Below are 16,298 nucleotides of genomic sequence, written 5' to 3' on the forward strand. Positions count from 1 at the left end.
TCTGCTAGGTGCCGCGGGCGGCGGCGACCTGTTGGAGGTTGGCCAGCCCCAGTTCCTGCGCCGCGTGTAGCGCGGGCGGCAGCGGCGCCTGCACTTCGGGAAGCACCTCGTTGTCCAGCAATGCCTGCAACGCAGCCTGTTTGGCGTTGCGGCCCGCCTGATTGTCGACCTCGCGCCGGCCCTCCGGGGTGGCGTAGTCGTACAGCTCGTTATCGATCGGGCGCGACGCGTCGATCTGCATGCCGCCGGGCCGCCAGTACGCATAGCTGCCGAACTTGGCGTCGCGGGTACGGACCGCGACGAGGTGACTGGGGGCCGTCGTCGGGATGTGCGTCGGATTAGCGTTGACGCCCAGCATCTTTCGCACCCGATCGGATGTCATCAAGGCGGCCATCTCCTCGACCGATACGTCGTCGGTGACATGCGCGATCCAGGGCCGGCCGGGCGCGGTGGCATCGGCGGCGATCGCGGCCAGGTCGGCACGGTGCGCCAGGTGCTCGCATCCGGGGTCGGTACGCCAGCCGTTTCCGCCGTCGGCGATCGTCAACAGCAGCGGCGCGAGATCGACGCTGGAGGTCAACTGATCCCGCGTCTCACCGGGCCTTGGGGTGAGCCGGCCGGACGGGTCGCGGATGTAGAGGGGCACCCTGATGCCCTCTTCGTACATGCTCGCGCCCTTGCCGCGCATTCCGTGTGATCCGGCATACTCACCGTGGTCGGATGTGAACACCACGATCGTATTGCGATCGATGTCGGGGCGCGAAGCCAAAGTCTGTGTCACACGCCCGATCTGGGCATCGACCTGCTGCTGAAGCCACAGGTACATGTCCAGGCCTCGCGCCCACTGCCTGGTGACGTCGGGTCCGGTGTAGGGCAGCGCGCCGGTGATCAGCGGGCTCATGAAGTCGATGTAGTCCAGTTGCAGCTGCGGCTTGTTGCGGCGACGGATGTCCTCGGGTGTCTCGAAGTTGGCGGGCAGATCGGTGAATACCCGCGGAACATCCTCGGGCAGTGGGCTTCTCGGCCACCACATGATGTCGTGCGGGTTCACCAACGAGACCGTCGTACACCACGGACCGTCACCCGCGTGCTGGTCGAACCACTCGACGAACTGGTCGGTGATGTGGGGATCCTGGTGCAGGCCCTGGCTCGGCCCGCCATTAGGGGACGGGTAGGTACCACCGGAGAAGCCGTGCACGTCCAGACCGTCGGGGGTGTTGTCCGCCTCGGCACCCAAGTGCCACTTACCCCACCACCAGGTGCGGTAGCCGCGGTCACGCAGCAGCGTGCCCCAGGTCGGGAACTGCGGCGCCAGCGTCGACTCGGTGGCTCCGTCACCGGTGAACAGACAACCGGTCTGGTGTGAATACAGGCCCGTGGTCATGGTCCCGCGGGCCGGGGTGCACATGTTCGACGCGGTGTAGTGACGGTCGAAAGACACGCTCGCACGGCGCAGCGCGCTCAGGTGGGGCAGGCGGGTGTCCAACGCGGCGGCGTCGGGAAACCATTGCGGGGTGCGCATCTGGTCGACGATCACGACCAGGATGTTGGGCTTGCCGGCGGCGGGGGTCCCGGATCGGGCGCGCTGTTCCCGGGTGATGAGCTCGACCCCGCCAAGGCCGGCCGCCGCGGCTCCGACCGCGGCCACCGTCCCGAGTGCTGTCCTGCGCTTGACTGCCATCAGCCCAACTTACTAGCCGATCTAAGAACCGGCTCGGGCTCGCGGCCGCTCAGCCGACCAGGCGGGCGATCGAACGCATCGGGATGTTCAGCCAGTTGGGCCGGTAACGCGCCTCGTAGCCGGCCTCATAGACCGCCTTGTCCAACTCGTAGGCGGCCAGCACCGCGGCATGATCGCGCGGGTCGGTACCGGCTTCGGCGGCGTACCCGTCGCAGAACGACGCGCAGTTACGGTCCACCCAGTCCTTCACCCGCGCCGCCAACTCCGGGTCCGGGGTCCGGTCGACCATCTGCTGATATGCCGCGTACTCGAACGACCGCAGCATGCCCGCGACGTCGCGCATCGCCGAGTCGGGCCTGCGCCGCTCGTCGACCGGCTGACCCGGCTCACCCTCGAAGTCGATCAGCAGCCAACCGTCCGCCGTGCGCAGCACCTGACCCAGGTGCAGGTCGCCGTGGACGCGCTGAACGACCACCGGCTCTTCGGCGACTTTGGCGTAGCGCTCCTCGATGGCGGCCTGATACTCGGCGAGTTCGGGCACGGCCGACGCGGCCGCGGCCAGCCGCTGGCGCATCACATCGACGGGCAGCAGGTCGGTCGAGGTCCCCAACTCCTGCGCGAGCGTCGCGTGTACGGACGCCACCGCCTTGCCCAACTGGTAGGCCTCACCAGAAAAGCCGTCACCGGCGCCGTCGGCCGTCAGCGCACGGGTGCTCGCGGTGGCCATGTCCCAGCCCTCAGTCGAATTCGCGGCGAAAGCCGTCACCATCCCGAGCGGGCAGGGCTGACCGTCCATGGTGGTGTCGAACGAGCCCAGCAGCCGGGCCACGTGCCGGTTCTCGGCCCGGCCCAACACCCGGTTCAGTTCGATATCGGGGTTGATCCCCGCGGCGACCCGGCGGAACAACTTGAAGATCGCCTGGTCGGCGAACACCACGCTGGTATTGCTCTGCTCGGCCGTCGACACCCGCGGGGTGACCTCGAGCGGCAACGTGACGCCGGGCTCCTTGGTGAACGTGACGTCGCCGATCGTGGTGCCCGAGTCCATCAGTGCCAGCAGGAACTGCGCCGACGACGGGTCGTGCAGGCCGTCGAAGGCGCCGTCGGTGATGCTCGCGCCCGCGTTCGATGGCGGAGTCGAATCCCATTGGACCACAACCTGATACCGCTCGGCGGGCCCAGTGGTGTAGGTGACGTCGACCAGCATCAGGTCAAGCTGTGGCCGCAGCGGCACCACGTCGACGGTGTCAGCGGACACCAGGGTGCGGGTGCGACCGGCATACCACCGCTGGGTCGGCAGCCACTCGGTCCAGGGCAGGGTCACCGGTGAGCTCATTGCTTCTCCTCGGACGGGCGCATCTAAGTTCCACTACCCCAGACCCGCCGAGCCCACACCGCGTGAGCCGAACCGTCGCCCGGGTCAATCCCTGACGCGGACCACGACCTTGCCTTTGGCGGTGCGATTCTCCAGCGAGGAGACCGCCGCGGCAGCCTGCTCCAGCGGATACACCTCAGGTTGCGGTGCGGGCAGCGCACCGGAGGTCAGCAGCTCGGCCAGCCCGTCCCACTGCTCGGTCAGCGCCCCGGGGTGCGTCATGGTCCAGGCCCCCCAGCCGACGCCGACGACGTCGATGTTGTTGAGCAGCAGCCGATTTACCTTCACGGTGGGAATCTCACCTCCGGTGAAGCCGACCACCAGCAGCCGCCCGGCCGGCGCCAGCGAGCGCAGCGAATCGGTGAACCGGTCGCCGCCCACCGGATCCATGACGATGTCGACACCCTTGCCGCCGGTCAGCTCGGCGACCGCGTCCTTGAACCCGTCGGCCAGCACGACGTCGGTGGCGCCGGCGGCCCTGGCCACGTCCGCCTTGTCCTCGGTGCTGACCACCGCGATCACCCGGCTGGCGCCGAGCGCGGGCGCGAGCCGCAGCGTGGAGGTGCCGATACCGCCGGCCGCGCCGTGGACCAGCACCGACTCGCCCTTGGCCAGCCTGCCGCGCACGGTCAGAGCGAAGTACACGGTCAGGTCGTTGAACAGCAGACCCGCGCCGGCCTCGAAGCTGACATTGTCCGGCAGCGGGAACACCCGGTCCGGCGTGAGCACGACGGTCTCGGCCATCGCGCCGGTGATCATCGTCAGACCGACGACCCGGTCACCGGCTTTCACGGGGGCGCCGGAGGGGGCGGACCGGACGACACCGGCGACCTCGGCTCCCAGGGTGAAGGGCAGTTCCGGCTTGTACTGATAGAGCCCGCGGGTGAGCAGGGCGTCCGGGAAGGCCACCCCGGCGGCGTGGACGTCGACCAGGATCGCGCCCTCATCGGTCGGCTCGTCGATCTCGACCAGTTGCACCGACTCCGGACCGGCCAGTTCGGTCACCCGTATCGCCCGCATCACACCTCTATCGCTCGTTCGGAATATCGATGGCCAGCAGCTCGACCTGCAGCTCGCCCCGTGGCGTCGAGTAGGTGACGGTCTCACCGGCCCGCCGCCCGAACAACGCTAGACCGAGCGGGCTGTCGGAGGTCAGCGTGGTGTCCTCTTCGCCGGCCGGCGTCTCCTCCAGGAAGTGGATGATCCGCATGCGCACCGGCTCGTCACCCGGGAAGCGCACGGTCACCTCCGTGCCGTTGGGCAGTTGCCCTGGCGCGTCAGCGTTCCCCCCGGCGAGCAGCCAGGTCAACCGGTTGATCTGCTCGTCGATGCCGGCCAGATCCTCCGACCGTTGCAGCGCGTCGGCGGCATCGCCGCGGTCGCCCACGGTGTCGGCGTCGCCCTGCAGTTCGGCGCGCATCTGATCGCGGCGGCGACGCAGATCCGCCAGCTCCTCGTCGATCCGGTCGCGTTCCTGCGCGGTGAAATTCGGCGTTCCCTCATCCTGACCCATGCCCGACAACGTACCTGCGTGCCTGCCTCGGAGATGCTGGGTTCGGGGACTTTTCGTCCTGCGCGCGGTCTAGCCGTCCGCCGGGATCACCAGCACCTCGGATTGCTCGACGCGCACGGCGACGCGATCGCCCTGGGTCAGCCCGGCCGCATGGGTGCTCGAGCTCTGGGCGACCAGTCGGGTGCCGTCGTCAAAGGTGCAGTGGATCAACGAGATCGGGCCCAGGAATGACACCGAGGCGACGGTGGCCGACCCGTCGCGGGCGGCGTCGATTCGTACCGACTCCGGTCGCACCAGCGCGACGCCGGCACCCGTCGCCACCGAGCCGGCCGCCGCGGGCAGGGTGGTCCCGAGCAGGTGGACCCGCCCGTCGGCCACCTGGACGTCGATCCTGTTGTTCAAGCCCACGAACTCGGCGACGAACGGGGTGGCCGGATGGGCGTAGACGTCGGCGGGCGCGGCGATCTGTTCCAGTCGGCCCTGGTTCATGACGCCGACCCGGTCGGCGACGGCCAGAGCTTCTTCCTGGTCGTGGGTGACGAACAGCGTCGTCGTGCCGACTTCGAGTTGGACCCGCCGGATTTCGTCGCGCAACTGCGCGCGCACCTTCGCATCGAGGGCCGACAGCGGCTCGTCCAGCAGCAACACCCGCGGCTGGATGGCCAGGGCACGCGCCAGCGCCACCCGCTGCTGCTGGCCGCCGGAGAGCTGGCTGGCGTACTTCTGCTTGTGTTCGGACAACCCCACCAGATCAAGCATGTCCGCCGCCCTCGCCGTTCGGTCGGCTTTGTCCTGGCCGCGCAACTTGAGCCCGAACGCGACGTTGTCGAGAACGGTCAGGTGCGGAAAGAGGCTGTAGGCCTGGAACACCATGCCCATGTCCCGCTTGTTGGGCGGCACACCGGTGATGTCGTCACCGCCGACGGCCACCCGGCCCGCGGTCGGCTCGTCCAGCCCGGCCAGGATCCGCAGCGCGGTGGTCTTGCCGCATCCCGACGGACCGAGCAGGGCGACCATCTCGCCGGGCTCCAAGTGCAGCGTCAGTCCGTCGAGCGCATGGACGGTCCCGACGCCCGCCTTTCCGACGGCTCCGCCGACGCCCGACTTTCCGACGGCTCCGCCGACGCCCGCCTTTCCGACGGCTCCGCCGTAAATCCTTGTCACGTCGGTGAAATCGACAGCCACACCGTTGCCGGTCATCGGCTTCCCTTCCCGTCGACCACGCCGGCGTGCCGGCGACGGCGGGTCACCAGCGAGAGGATCAGCAGCAGGAGGAAACCGAACACCAATGTCGCCAGCGACGCCGCCACCGAGGTCGGCCCGTCGCTCTTGCCGATCGCGACGATCACCACCTGCAGGTTCTGGTATCCGCTCAACGACGCGATGGTGTACTCGCCCAGCACCACGGCGATGGAGATGAACGCGGCCGACAGAATGCCCGACCAGATGTTGGGCACCACCACCCGCAGGATCGTGGTAGTCCAGCCCGCGCCGAGGGAACGTGCCGCTTCGGCAAGGGTTTTCAGGTCGATCGACGACAGGGCGCCATCAAGGGACCGATACGCGAACGGCAACACGAGGACCACGTAGACGAACGTCAGCGTCAACGCCGACTCCCCGAGGAAATAGACCACCCACAGGTAGACGTTGCGCAGCCCCACCACAATCACCAGCGCGGGGATGGTCAAGGGCAGCAGGCAGAGGAACTCGATCGGCCGCTTGCCCCACGGCGCACGCAGCCGCACCCAGATCATCGTCGGCACCAGGATCACCAGCATCAGCACAACGGTGAACACCGCCAGCAGTAGCGAGACGATAATCGCCTGATACAGCATCTCGTTCTGTACCAGGTTCTTCCACGCCGCCAGCGTGCGTCCGCCGTGAATGAGGTTGCGGGTACTGAAATCCGCCATCGCATACAGCGGGAACAGGAAGAACACCCCGAACAGTGTCAGCAGCACCGCCCGCCCGACCCGATTCACTGCAGCCACCTCGACGTGCGGCGCACCAGCAGGTTGTAGGCGACCATGACCACGGCGACCACGACAACCATCTCGAGCGCCAGCGCGTAGGCGAACCCGGACTGTCCGAGCACCACCTCCGACGTCAGGGCCGAGCGGATGAGCAGCGGCAGGATCGGGCTGCCCTGACTGACCAATGCCGCGGCGGTGGCGTAGGCGGCAAACGCGTTGGCGAACAACAACAACGCGGACCCGAGGAACGCCGGTGTCAGCAGCGGAAAGCCCACCTCTCGCCAGTAGGCCCACCGGGAGGCGCCCAGGCTGACCGCCGCCTCGCGCCACTCCGCTCGCAAGCCCTCCAGCGCCGGGGTGAAGACGATCACCATCAGCGGGATCTGAAAGTAGGTGTACACCAGGATCAGTCCGCGCAACGAGTACAGCCACCCGTCGCCGGCCAGGTTGAACCCGAACCGGTCGAACACCCAGACGGTCAGCACACCGTTGAGGCCGATCGTCGCCAGGAACGCGAATGCCAATGCCACGCCGCCGAATTGGGCGAGCACACTGCACAGCGACAGCACCACCCGACGCATCGGTGACGTCGGCGAACTGGTGACCACCAGCCACGCCAGCACCGCACCCAGAATCGCTCCGATCGCGGCGGTTACCGTCGAGAGCAGCACGCTCTTACCGAGCGCGGCCACCGCGGTGCCGGAGAACAGCAATCCGATTCGCTGTAGCGAGAACACCCCGTCCAGGTAGAACGCGGACACGATCACCGTCACGGTCGGGATGATCAGGAAGACCGTGACGAACACTGCGAACGGCACCAAGGGCAGTGCTTGCCGGAGACGTTCGGCCGGCGACTGATGGCGGAGCACGCGCGGTGTCAGCCCATCGCTTTGGCCCAGTTGTCGGCCAGGTATCGGGTCGCGGCGTCGGTCTGGGCCTGGGTCATGATGACGGGCTTACCGCTGATCGGGGGCAGCTTTTCGTAGGCGGCGGTGTCGATGGTGCCGGCCTTGACCATCGCGTCGGCCCGCACCGGTCGCGCGCCGCCGGCCAGGTACAGGTTCTGGCCCTCGTCGCTGAACAGGAACTCCTGCCACAACCTTGCGGCCGCCGGATGCGGGGCATCTTTGTTGATCGCCTGGAAGTAGTACCCGCCCAGCACCGCGTCCTGCGGCACGAACACCTTCCAGCTGGGTAGCTTCTTGGTTTCCGCGGCGTTCAGGTAGTCCCAGTCGATGACGATGGGCGTCTGGCCGGACTCGATGGTGGCCGGCGTCGGGTCGACCGGCAGGAAGTTGCCGGCCTGCTTCAGCTTGGCGAAGAAGTCGACGCCGGGCGCGACATTGTCGGCCGAGCCGCCCTGCGACAGGGCCACCATCGCCACACCGGAAAAGGCGGCGCCGGCCTGGGTCGGGTCGCCGTTGAGTGCCACCTTGCCCTTGTAGTCCGGCTTCAGCAGATCGTTGACGGAGCTCAGGTCGGGAACCTTGGCGGAGTCGTAGCCGATCGACATGTAACCGCCGTAGTCGTTGACCAGCGCGCCGTCAGCCGCCTTCATATCGGCCGGGATGCTGTCGAAGGTCGCCACCTTGTACGGCGCGAACATCGCCTTGTTGGCCAATGCCACCGACTGACCGAGGTCGAAGACGTCCGGTGCGGTGCTGCGGCCCTTCTGCTGATTGGCGGCGTTGATCTCGTCCTGGCTGGCGGCGTCCGGCTGAGCCGAGTTCACCTTGATGCCGTACTTGTCGCCGAACGCCTTGATGATGGCGCCGTAGTTGGCCCAGTCCGGCGGCAGGGCGATCACATTGAGCTCGCCCTCCTTCTTGGCCGCCGAGATCAGCCCGTCCATGCCGCCGAAATCGGACATCGACGTGGCCTGGCCTGCGGCGGTGCCGTCACCGCCGCCGCCGCTCTTCTTCTCCGGTGGTGCGCAGGCGACACCGGCGACCACGACAGCGGCCGCGACAACAGCGATCAGACGTACGTTCCTCATGACCGAACCTTCTTATGACTTCGAAGCGATGCGGTGGCGCCGCGGTGTCCGCGGTGTTTCGTGACGGTGAACGGGATCGTCACGACGATCTGACACTACCTGCACGAGCGCGCGGGTTTCGCCGCAATTCGCGCTTTTCGTTCTTGCGGTTCTTGCCGCCGACACCGTCGCGCAACATCGGATTCGATGATGTCGCTTGCGATCTCATCGTCGGCAGCACCACGCAGGATGGACCGGATCAGAATCGGGTCTCTCGCCGGACGGTGGGCGCGGTATCGTGCCGACGTGGCATCACGCGATCATGGCGACCCGGGCGACGCCCCTTCGGTTCCGCCGCCGCTGACCGCCGTCGTCGACGCGACCCGGCCCTCGGCGGCCGAGGAGGCCCGCAGTATTGCGGCGTCGACCAATACCGCGACGCTGGCCTCCCTGACCGCCACCGGCGATCCATGGGCCTCGTTCGTCACCTACGGGCTTCTCGGCGGTCAGCCGGTGCTGTGCGTGTCGAACATGGCCGAGCACGGCCGCAATCTCGCCGGCGATCCGCGCGCCAGTCTTGCCGTCGTCGCGCCCACCACGGAGACCGACCCGCTGGCCAGCGGACGGATCACACTGGCCGGCGTCGTGGAACGCCCGACCGGTGACGAAGCCCGCGCTGCCCGTGACGCGCATCTGGCCGCCGTCGCGGCGGCGAAGTACTACGTCGACTACTCCGACTTCACGCTCTGGGTGCTGCGCGTGCACCGCGTGCGCTGGGTGGGCGGTTACGGCCGGATGGATTCGGCGACCGCCGAGGACTACGCGGCGGCCGCCGCCGACCCGGTTCGACCGCAGGCCGCCGGCGCCATCACCCACCTCAACGCCGATCACGCCGAGTCACTGGTGGCGATGGCGCGCGCACTCGGCGGCTATCCGGACACCACGGCCGCGGTGTGCACCGGCGTCGACCGCTACGGGCTCGACCTGCGGGTCGACACGCCGCGTGGCACCGGATACACCCGGGTCGGATTCGGTGCACCGTTGTCCTCCGCCGACGAATTACGTTCGGCCTCGGTCGAATTGGTGAAACGCGCCCACGGCGCGGAAAGCTAGCCGCCCAGTTCGGCGATCGCGGTCTCCAGGGCCGCGGCCTGCTCGGACAGTTCACGATCCGAGAGTTTTTCGCCGCCGGCCTGCTCGACCAGTTCCGCGCGGGTGATCACCTGCAGCGCCCCACGGTAGTCATCGGTGTCCAAAGCAGCCGGCCCGACGACCTCGGTGCGGCCTTCGATGAGCACCAGCACCGCGTCGGGGTCGCCGTCGAGAAGCCGGCGCACGTCATCGGGAGTGATCATCAGGCACCTCGTCCGGTCTTCGTCTGCAGTTCGTCGATCATCTCCGAGGCCTGTGCCTTGGTCAGCTGCTCGGGCACCTCGACGCCGGCCTCCTGCGCCAGGGTGCTCAGATAACTGCGTTGTGGACCGGTCATCGGCTCATCGCCGGTCACCCATTCCGATTGATCCTTGGCGGGGTTCTCCCGGGGCGCGGTGTCGTCGCTCATGCGGCTGGACCTCCTCTGCTGTCGCGGTAGCTATGCCCACCCGAGCGGACATCTACGCGGGCAGATTCCGGTTGACTGCCAGCGCGAGGAACGCCGCGACGGTCAGCAGAACCACCGCCAGCCGCAGCCATCCGGTGGTCGCGGGCGCGCTGATCGTCTGGTACCCGACCTGTTGCAGGACCGCCCCGTAGCTCTTGTTCAGCTCGTCGATATTGGTGGCGGTGTAGTTCTGCCCGCCCGACAGTTCGGCGATCCGCTTCATCTGGGTGCCGTCCGACGGCACCGGGATGGTGTCCTCCTTGAGCGTCACCACCCCGTCCCGGGTGCCGAACGTGATCGTCGAGACCGGCACCCCCTGGTCCTTGGCGGCCCGTGCGGCGGTGAAGTCCCCACGCGGATTGTCCGGATTGGCGGGTTTGTTCTCGCCGCCGTCGGACAGCAGCACGATGCGCGCCGGTGGTGGTGTGGCATCGCCCGCGCTGAGCACGGTGCTCACGGTCTGAATCGCCTCCAGCGAGGTGAACAGCGCCTCACCGGTGGCGGTCGAGTTGTCCGGCTGCAACTTGTCCAAGGCGGTGACGGTGGCCGCGTGATCGGGGGTCGGCGACACCAGCAGATTCACGTTGCCGCCGAACGACACCAAGCCCAGGTTCACCCCGGGGGTCAGCTGCTGGGCGAAGGTCTTGGCCGCGTCTTGCGCGGCCCGTAGACGGGTCGGGGCAACATCTTTGGCCTGCATCGACTGTGAGACGTCGATGACCAGCATCACGACGGCCCGATTGCGAGGGATGCGGGCCTCATGGGTGGGCCCGGCAAGCGCGACGATGAGCAGCAGTAGTGCACCGAGCGACAGCGCAATAGGCAAGTGCCGCAGGCGATGTGGCCGCTTCGGCGTCAGCCGCTGCAGCGCTGCCGCGTCGCCGAACTGCCGCAGGCGCCGCCGTCGCTGGAGCTGCCCGAGGACGTACAGGCCCAGCAGCAGTGCGGGTATCACGGCCAGCACCAGCAGGCCGGGATGCGCCAGCCCGCTCAGGGGCAACGAACCGATACCGGGCAACAACCCACTCCTGTCATCACTGTCGGCCAGCCCCAAGAAACTGTGGCTAACGTGTCCTTTGTACCGGGGTTAGTTGAGAGGTGGTCCCGCCGGCGTGGATGCTGTGAAATCGCTGTCACTTTCGGGCTTCACAACCCCGTGGTTGTTCTGCTATCTCGTCGTCGTGCTCGCCGCCGTGGCCGCCTACCTGCTGGTTCAGCGAAGCCGACGGCGGCGGGTGCTGCGCTTTGCGAACATGGCGCTGCTGGAGCAGGTTGCCGCCGGCCAGAAGCCGCGCAGGTGGCGGCATCTGCCCGCGGCCCTGCTGGTGGCCGCCCTGGCGTTGCTCACCACCGCGATGGCCGGGCCCACCCATGACGTGCGGATCCCCCGCAACCGGGCCGTCGTCATGCTCGTCATCGATGTCTCGGAATCCATGTCGGCCACCGATGTCGCCCCCAGCCGAATCGAGGCGGCCCGCGAGGCCGGCAAGCATTTCGCCGACATGCTCACCCCGGGCATCAATCTCGGGCTGGTGAAGTTCTCGTCAGGGGCCACGCTGCTGGTCGCGCCGACGATCGACCGGCAGCAGGTCAAGCAGGCGATCGACAAGCTGGTTCCCGAACCGCGCACCGCAACGGGCGAGGGTATCTTCACTGCGCTGCAAGCGATTGCGACCACCGGTGCGGTGATGGGCGGTGGTGACGGGCCGCCACCGGCCCGCATCGTGCTGGAGTCCGACGGCAAGGAGACGGTGCCGCCGAACCTGGACTCTCCGCGTGGGGCGTTCACCGCCGCGCAGGCTGCCAAAGAGCAGGGGGTACCGATCTCGACGATCTCGTTCGGCACGCCGAACGGTGTGGTCCAGGTCGACGGTCAATCGATTCCGGTTCCGACCGATGACGCCTCGCTGGCCAGGATCGCCGATCTCAGTGGCGGCCAAGCCTTCCGTGCCGCCAGCCTCGGCGAACTGAACCAGGTGTACTCGACCCTGGACGAGCAGATCGGCTACCAGGTGGTGCACGGTGACGCCAGTGCAGGCTGGGTTGCACTGGGCGCGCTGGCACTGACGTTGTCAGTCGGTGCGGGCATTCTGCTGAATCGCCGGCTCCCCGCCTGACGCAATTCCCAGCAGACTCCCAGAAGCCGCCCAATCCGGCGGCGTCCCGGCATCGGACCGCCGGTGCACGATCGCGCGGCCACCGTCGGCCGGGGCGTTGGCGATCCCCCGCGAGTGGTACGCCTCCCCCGGTGCGGTGGTGGGAACGAAAGTGAACTCGCGCAACAGGATTCGCAGGGTGACGTTCATCTCCATGTTGGCGAACGCGGCGCCGATGCACCGGCGGATCCCGCCGCCGAACGGGATCCAGGCGTAGTTGTCCGGCGGGCTGCCGACGAACCGGTCCGGGTCGAACGCCGACGGTCCGGCGAATCGGTCCGGGTTGGCGTGCGCCATCGGGATGCTGACGATGACCACATGACCTTCGGGAATCACCCACTCCCCGAGGCGGATTCGCTGTAACGCCCGTCGCGATGTGCCGTCGATGACGGGCCGCAGCCGCTGTACCTCCCAGATCGTGGCCTGCTGCAATTCCGAGCCGCCGGCGTCGGCTTCCGCGGTGAGGCGCTCCAGCAGCTGCGGATGCCGGCGTACCCGCTCGACCAGCCAGGCAAGGGTGGTCGCAGTGGTCTCGTGCCCGGCGGTCAGCAGGGTCAACAGCTCGTCGGCGATGTGCCGGTCCGGGATCGCCGTGCCGTCCTCGTAACGCGCCCGCAGCATCAGCGACAAGACGTCCGGGCGCTCGTCGAACGCCGGGTCGCGACGGGCGTCGGCGATCAGCGAGTCGACGATCTCGTCGTAGCGCCGTCGGTGCCGACCGATGGCGCCACCGGGACTGCGGGGGCCGAAGTCACGCCGAAAGATCCTCGGCAGCAAGGCGAGCCGCGATCCGACGGCCACCAGGCGGGGCAGCTGCTCGCGTAGTTCGTCGAAGGCGGCACCCTCGGCCCCGAATACCGCGCGCAGGATGGCGTTGAGCGTGATCCGCATCATCGACGGCAGCGTGTCGAATTCGACGCCCTCGGGCCAGTTCGCGACCTCGCGCAGTACTTCTTCTTCGATGATGGCCTCGTAGCTGTGCATGCGCTTGCCGTGGAACGGCGGCACCAGAAGTTTGCGTCGCTCGCGGTGTTCCTCGCCGTCCAGGCTGAAGGTCGAGCCCGGGCCCAACACCTCGCCGAGATTGGTGGCCCGCCCCACCAGATCACTGCCGGTGGTGAACAGGTCTTTGATCAGGGCGGGGTCGCTGATCAACACGGTTCTGCCGAATATCGGCAGGTTCAGGGTGACCGCCGACCCGTATCGCCTGGCGAGGTCGCCCACCACGGCCCGGCGTGCGGTGAGGAAGCGAATTCCCTGCAGCAGCCGTGGGGCGTTCGGGCCGGGCGGGAGTCGGATCGGATCGGTCGTCGCGTGCGCCATGGTTCCCATCCTCCGCTTCGGTACGTCGCTGTACCGGCCACGGTACGCCGATGTACCGGGCGACACAACGGCAGCCGGCCGGGGTCCTCCCCGTACTGTTGACCCCCGGGGCGCGCGTATCGCCGCCCAAGAGGAGCGCCCAAGAGGAGTAGTCACTGATGTCTGGCACGGACGAGCGGCTGGCCATTTCCGAGGCCGGCGAAGACAAGGGCTGGCAGCGTCGCGAAAGCGGGCGCGTCGACGTCTACCTGCGTGACCGGTACCGGGTCCGAGTGATCTGGCAGGGCAATGACGTCATCAGCGGCGCGTCGTTCTTCGACGACGAGATGTACGAGGCCTATACCCGCGACCTGGCCAAAGTTCGCGCCTGGCTCAAGAAGTAGCCCGGCTCAACCGCCGCGATGAGGGCCGAGTAGGGCGATGGCCGCGGCGACCGCCTCGTCGGTGATGTCCTTCATCCGGCCGCCGCTCTCGACGGTGACCGCGGTCAGTTCCCGCAATCCGCCGATCAGCATGATCGCCCGCTGACGGGACACCATCGGGATGCCGGCGGCCCGCAGTTCCTCGGTGTCGGACAGCGTCCGGACCATCACGATGAACGACTCGGTGACTTCCCGCTGCAGCGTCCTGGCGGCCATGCCGAGCGCCGGGACGTCACGGATCCAACTCAGCATCACCGCCGGTTCCGATTCGGCATTGGCCACCCAGGCCTCGACGGCCTGCCTGATCTGCGCTTCCCAGGGCGCTGCCGGGTCAACCGCCGCCGAGATGGTCTCCACAGCCCGCCGATTCGTATCGGCGAGCAGCGCAACCAAGCACGCTTCCCGGTCGGTGAAGTACTCGTAGAAGGTCCGTCGTGAGGTCCGCGCGCGGCGCACGATGTCGGCGACGGTGGTCGCCGAATATCCGACGTCGGTGATCGAGGCGGCCAGCGCGTCGATCAGTCGCTGGCGAGGTGTCGACGGAGCGGGATCTGACTGCGGTGCCGTGGATTCGACCGACGCAGACGACTTCACCTTCTGTACACCCCACCTTCCATTCGCCTGCCGATCGTACTGCGGTGTGCGGCGCTAAAGTCGAAGTTCATGTCCGACATCGGCTTCTCTCGCTATGTCGCGATCGGCGACAGTCAGACCGAAGGCCTCTGGGACGGCGACGACACCCATGGACTGATCGGGTTCGCCGACCGGCTCGCCGCCACCCTGGACAGCTGCCACCCCGGGTTGCTGTACGCCAATCTCGCGATCCGCGGCAAACGGGTGATCGACGTGCTGGAAGATCAGCTCCCCCGAGCGCTGGCGATGGACCCCGACCTGGTCACCGTCTGCATCGGGATGAACGACGTCACGCGGCCCGGCCGCACGTTCACCAGGGCAATGGGCGATCTCGACACCGTCTACCGACAGCTGGCGGAGTCCGGCGCGACCGTGGTGACCACGACATTTCCCGACGTCGCGAAGATGCTGCCGGTGGGCCGGTTGATCGGAGCGCGCATCCGCGAGGTCAATGCGGTCATCCGTCAGGCCGCCGATCGGCACGGGTTCGGCCTGGTCGATCTCTACAACGCCGAGTCGATGAACGAGACGTCGAACTGGAGTCACGACCGCATGCACGCCTCGACCCGGGGCCACATCTTGTTTGCCGAGGCGGCCGCCGAAGCGCTGAAACTGCCTGGCAGTAACCATGATTGGGCGCAGCCCAGCGGTGAGGAGATCCAAGACGGCTTCTGGCAGCGGATGTACGCGCAAGGCCAGTGGACCCGCGGCCTGCTGATCCCGTGGCTGTGGCGGCACGCGCGTGGCCGGTCCTCCGGTGACGGTCGAGATCCGAAATACGGTGTCCTGCAGCCTGTTTCCCAGCTCGTGCCGCAGGCCCATCACACCGCCTGAACTCACTGTGTGAGCCACGTCACGCAGGGCCCAGCGCCCGGAGTTCATCACTGATATCGATTGGTCCGAAAACCCCGACGTCAGCGGCCTGCGTGGGATAGTGGCAGGGCAACGAATGGCGATCTGCGGGTGAACCGCAGTCGGTGGAGGGGACCCCGAGATGGGTAGGCGCGGACATGGCTGACCGCGGTGGTGACGCGCCGGGGTGGCTCGAGTCGCGTGCCAGACACTGGCAGTTCTCGCCCCCGCTGAAGACCGCCTTCGCGGTGACCGCCATCCTGCTCACCGTCATCGTGGTGGTCGTCTACATGCAGTTTCGTGGTGACTTCACACCCAAGACCGAGCTGACCCTCATTTCGCAGCGAGCCGGCCTGGTGATGGACCCGGGGTCGAAAGTGACCTACAACGGCGTCGAGATCGGTCGCGTCACCGGCGTCGATGCCGTCGAGCGTGACGGCACCACCAAGGCCAAGCTGTCACTGAACGTCAACCCGAAGTACGTCCCGTTGATCCCGGCCAACGCCATCGCCGAGGTCAAGGCCAGCACCGTCTTCGGCAACAAGTACGTGTCCTTCCGCAGCCCGCCCGATCCGTCCAAGCAGCGGATCTCCAGCGGCGACGTGATCGACGTGTCCCACGTGACGACGGAGTTCAACACGCTGTTCGAGACGCTCACCTCGATTTCGGAGAAGGTGGATCCGGTCAAGCTGAACTTGACGCTCAGCGCGGCCGCCGAGGCGCTCAACGGCCTGGGCACCAAGTTCGGCCAGTCGATCGTCAACGGCAACGCGGTGCTCGACGACGTCAACCCGC

General features: G+C 67.7%; 18 protein-coding genes. 5 read left to right on the forward strand and 13 right to left on the reverse strand.

The genetic code is table 11. From position 1 onward, the window contains the following. Nucleotides 1–4: 4 nt before the first annotated feature. The 8 genes from AB4879_RS01460 to AB4879_RS01495 all read right to left on the reverse strand — a co-directional run bounded on the left by AB4879_RS01460 (nucleotide 5) and on the right by AB4879_RS01495 (nucleotide 8,538). On the reverse strand, nucleotides 5–1,684 hold the full coding sequence (locus tag AB4879_RS01460) for a sulfatase-like hydrolase/transferase (RefSeq protein ID WP_370506144.1): 1,680 nt from the start codon (nucleotides 1,682–1,684) through the stop codon (nucleotides 5–7). Nucleotides 1,685–1,730: 46 nt separating this feature from the next. After that, complete coding sequence (locus AB4879_RS01465) at nucleotides 1,731–3,005, reverse strand: phosphotransferase (RefSeq protein ID WP_370506145.1); 1,275 nt, start codon at nucleotides 3,003–3,005, stop codon at nucleotides 1,731–1,733. 96 nt (nucleotides 3,006–3,101) lie between these two features. Continuing rightward, nucleotides 3,102–4,076 (reverse strand): NADPH:quinone oxidoreductase family protein, encoded by a 975-nt coding sequence (locus AB4879_RS01470; protein ID WP_370506126.1) that lies wholly within the window; start codon nucleotides 4,074–4,076, stop codon nucleotides 3,102–3,104. Nucleotides 4,077–4,083: 7 nt separating this feature from the next. Beyond that, nucleotides 4,084–4,569 carry a GreA/GreB family elongation factor gene (locus AB4879_RS01475; RefSeq protein WP_102808434.1) on the reverse strand — a complete coding sequence of 162 codons (486 nt, stop codon included), beginning with the start codon at nucleotides 4,567–4,569 and terminating at the stop codon, nucleotides 4,084–4,086. A 69-nt stretch (nucleotides 4,570–4,638) separates the two neighbouring features. Then, on the reverse strand, nucleotides 4,639–5,769 hold the full coding sequence (locus AB4879_RS01480; RefSeq protein ID WP_370506127.1) for an ABC transporter ATP-binding protein: 1,131 nt from the start codon (nucleotides 5,767–5,769) through the stop codon (nucleotides 4,639–4,641). Next, the gene (locus AB4879_RS01485; RefSeq protein ID WP_370506146.1) at nucleotides 5,766–6,482 is read right to left on the reverse strand and encodes an ABC transporter permease; all 717 of its coding nucleotides are present in this window, start codon (nucleotides 6,480–6,482) and stop codon (nucleotides 5,766–5,768) included. The genes AB4879_RS01480 and AB4879_RS01485 overlap by 4 nt, the downstream gene beginning before the upstream one ends. 65 nt (nucleotides 6,483–6,547) lie before the next feature. Next, entirely contained in the window at nucleotides 6,548–7,411 is an 864-nt protein-coding gene (locus AB4879_RS01490) for an ABC transporter permease (RefSeq protein WP_370506128.1), read from the reverse strand. A gap of 8 nt (nucleotides 7,412–7,419) precedes the next feature. Continuing rightward, entirely contained in the window at nucleotides 7,420–8,538 is a 1,119-nt protein-coding gene (locus AB4879_RS01495; protein ID WP_370506129.1) for an ABC transporter substrate-binding protein, read from the reverse strand. Between the two features lie 285 nt (nucleotides 8,539–8,823). On the opposite strand from AB4879_RS01495, the gene AB4879_RS01500 reads away from it, so the two are divergent. Then, nucleotides 8,824–9,630, forward strand: coding sequence for a HugZ family protein (locus tag AB4879_RS01500; RefSeq protein WP_370506130.1), 807 nt, complete (start codon nucleotides 8,824–8,826; stop codon nucleotides 9,628–9,630). Here the strand turns inward: AB4879_RS01500 and AB4879_RS01505 are convergent. The 3 genes from AB4879_RS01505 to AB4879_RS01515 are packed head-to-tail and all read right to left on the reverse strand — an operon-like array spanning nucleotide 9,627 to nucleotide 11,135. After that, nucleotides 9,627–9,872 (reverse strand): hypothetical protein, encoded by a 246-nt coding sequence (locus tag AB4879_RS01505; protein WP_370506131.1) that lies wholly within the window; start codon nucleotides 9,870–9,872, stop codon nucleotides 9,627–9,629. The genes AB4879_RS01500 and AB4879_RS01505 overlap by 4 nt on opposite strands. Further along, on the reverse strand, nucleotides 9,872–10,078 hold the full coding sequence (locus AB4879_RS01510; RefSeq protein ID WP_102808429.1) for a DUF3072 domain-containing protein: 207 nt from the start codon (nucleotides 10,076–10,078) through the stop codon (nucleotides 9,872–9,874). Before AB4879_RS01510 ends, AB4879_RS01505 begins: the two co-directional genes overlap by 1 nt. Before the next feature lie 52 nt (nucleotides 10,079–10,130). Continuing rightward, nucleotides 10,131–11,135 (reverse strand): VWA domain-containing protein, encoded by a 1,005-nt coding sequence (locus AB4879_RS01515; RefSeq protein WP_370506132.1) that lies wholly within the window; start codon nucleotides 11,133–11,135, stop codon nucleotides 10,131–10,133. Between the two features lie 94 nt (nucleotides 11,136–11,229). Here AB4879_RS01515 and AB4879_RS01520 point away from each other — a divergent pair, with 94 nt between their 5' ends. Further along, the gene (locus tag AB4879_RS01520) at nucleotides 11,230–12,234 is read left to right on the forward strand and encodes a VWA domain-containing protein (protein ID WP_370506133.1); all 1,005 of its coding nucleotides are present in this window, start codon (nucleotides 11,230–11,232) and stop codon (nucleotides 12,232–12,234) included. Here AB4879_RS01520 and AB4879_RS01525 read toward each other — a convergent pair. Further along, the gene (locus AB4879_RS01525; RefSeq protein WP_370506134.1) at nucleotides 12,190–13,596 is read right to left on the reverse strand and encodes a cytochrome P450; all 1,407 of its coding nucleotides are present in this window, start codon (nucleotides 13,594–13,596) and stop codon (nucleotides 12,190–12,192) included. The two genes, AB4879_RS01520 and AB4879_RS01525, sit on opposite strands and share 45 nt — an antisense overlap. Nucleotides 13,597–13,754: 158 nt before the next feature. Here AB4879_RS01525 and AB4879_RS01530 point away from each other — a divergent pair, with 158 nt between their 5' ends. Beyond that, the gene (locus AB4879_RS01530; protein ID WP_102808427.1) at nucleotides 13,755–13,979 is read left to right on the forward strand and encodes a hypothetical protein; all 225 of its coding nucleotides are present in this window, start codon (nucleotides 13,755–13,757) and stop codon (nucleotides 13,977–13,979) included. A 6-nt stretch (nucleotides 13,980–13,985) separates the two neighbouring features. Here the strand turns inward: AB4879_RS01530 and AB4879_RS01535 are convergent, their stop codons facing one another. Continuing rightward, nucleotides 13,986–14,612: a TetR/AcrR family transcriptional regulator gene (locus AB4879_RS01535; protein ID WP_370506135.1), complete on the reverse strand. Its 627-nt coding sequence runs from the start codon at nucleotides 14,610–14,612 to the stop codon at nucleotides 13,986–13,988. A gap of 69 nt (nucleotides 14,613–14,681) precedes the next feature. Here AB4879_RS01535 and AB4879_RS01540 point away from each other — a divergent pair, with 69 nt between their 5' ends. Beyond that, nucleotides 14,682–15,485: an SGNH/GDSL hydrolase family protein gene (locus tag AB4879_RS01540; protein ID WP_370506136.1), complete on the forward strand. Its 804-nt coding sequence runs from the start codon at nucleotides 14,682–14,684 to the stop codon at nucleotides 15,483–15,485. A 176-nt stretch (nucleotides 15,486–15,661) separates the two neighbouring features. Beyond that, on the forward strand, nucleotides 15,662–16,298 hold a 637-nt coding region (locus AB4879_RS01545), incomplete at its 3' end, for an MCE family protein (protein WP_370506137.1).

The organism is Mycobacterium sp. SA01, from assembly GCF_041287105.1.
Taxonomy (GTDB): domain Bacteria; phylum Actinomycetota; class Actinomycetes; order Mycobacteriales; family Mycobacteriaceae; genus Mycobacterium.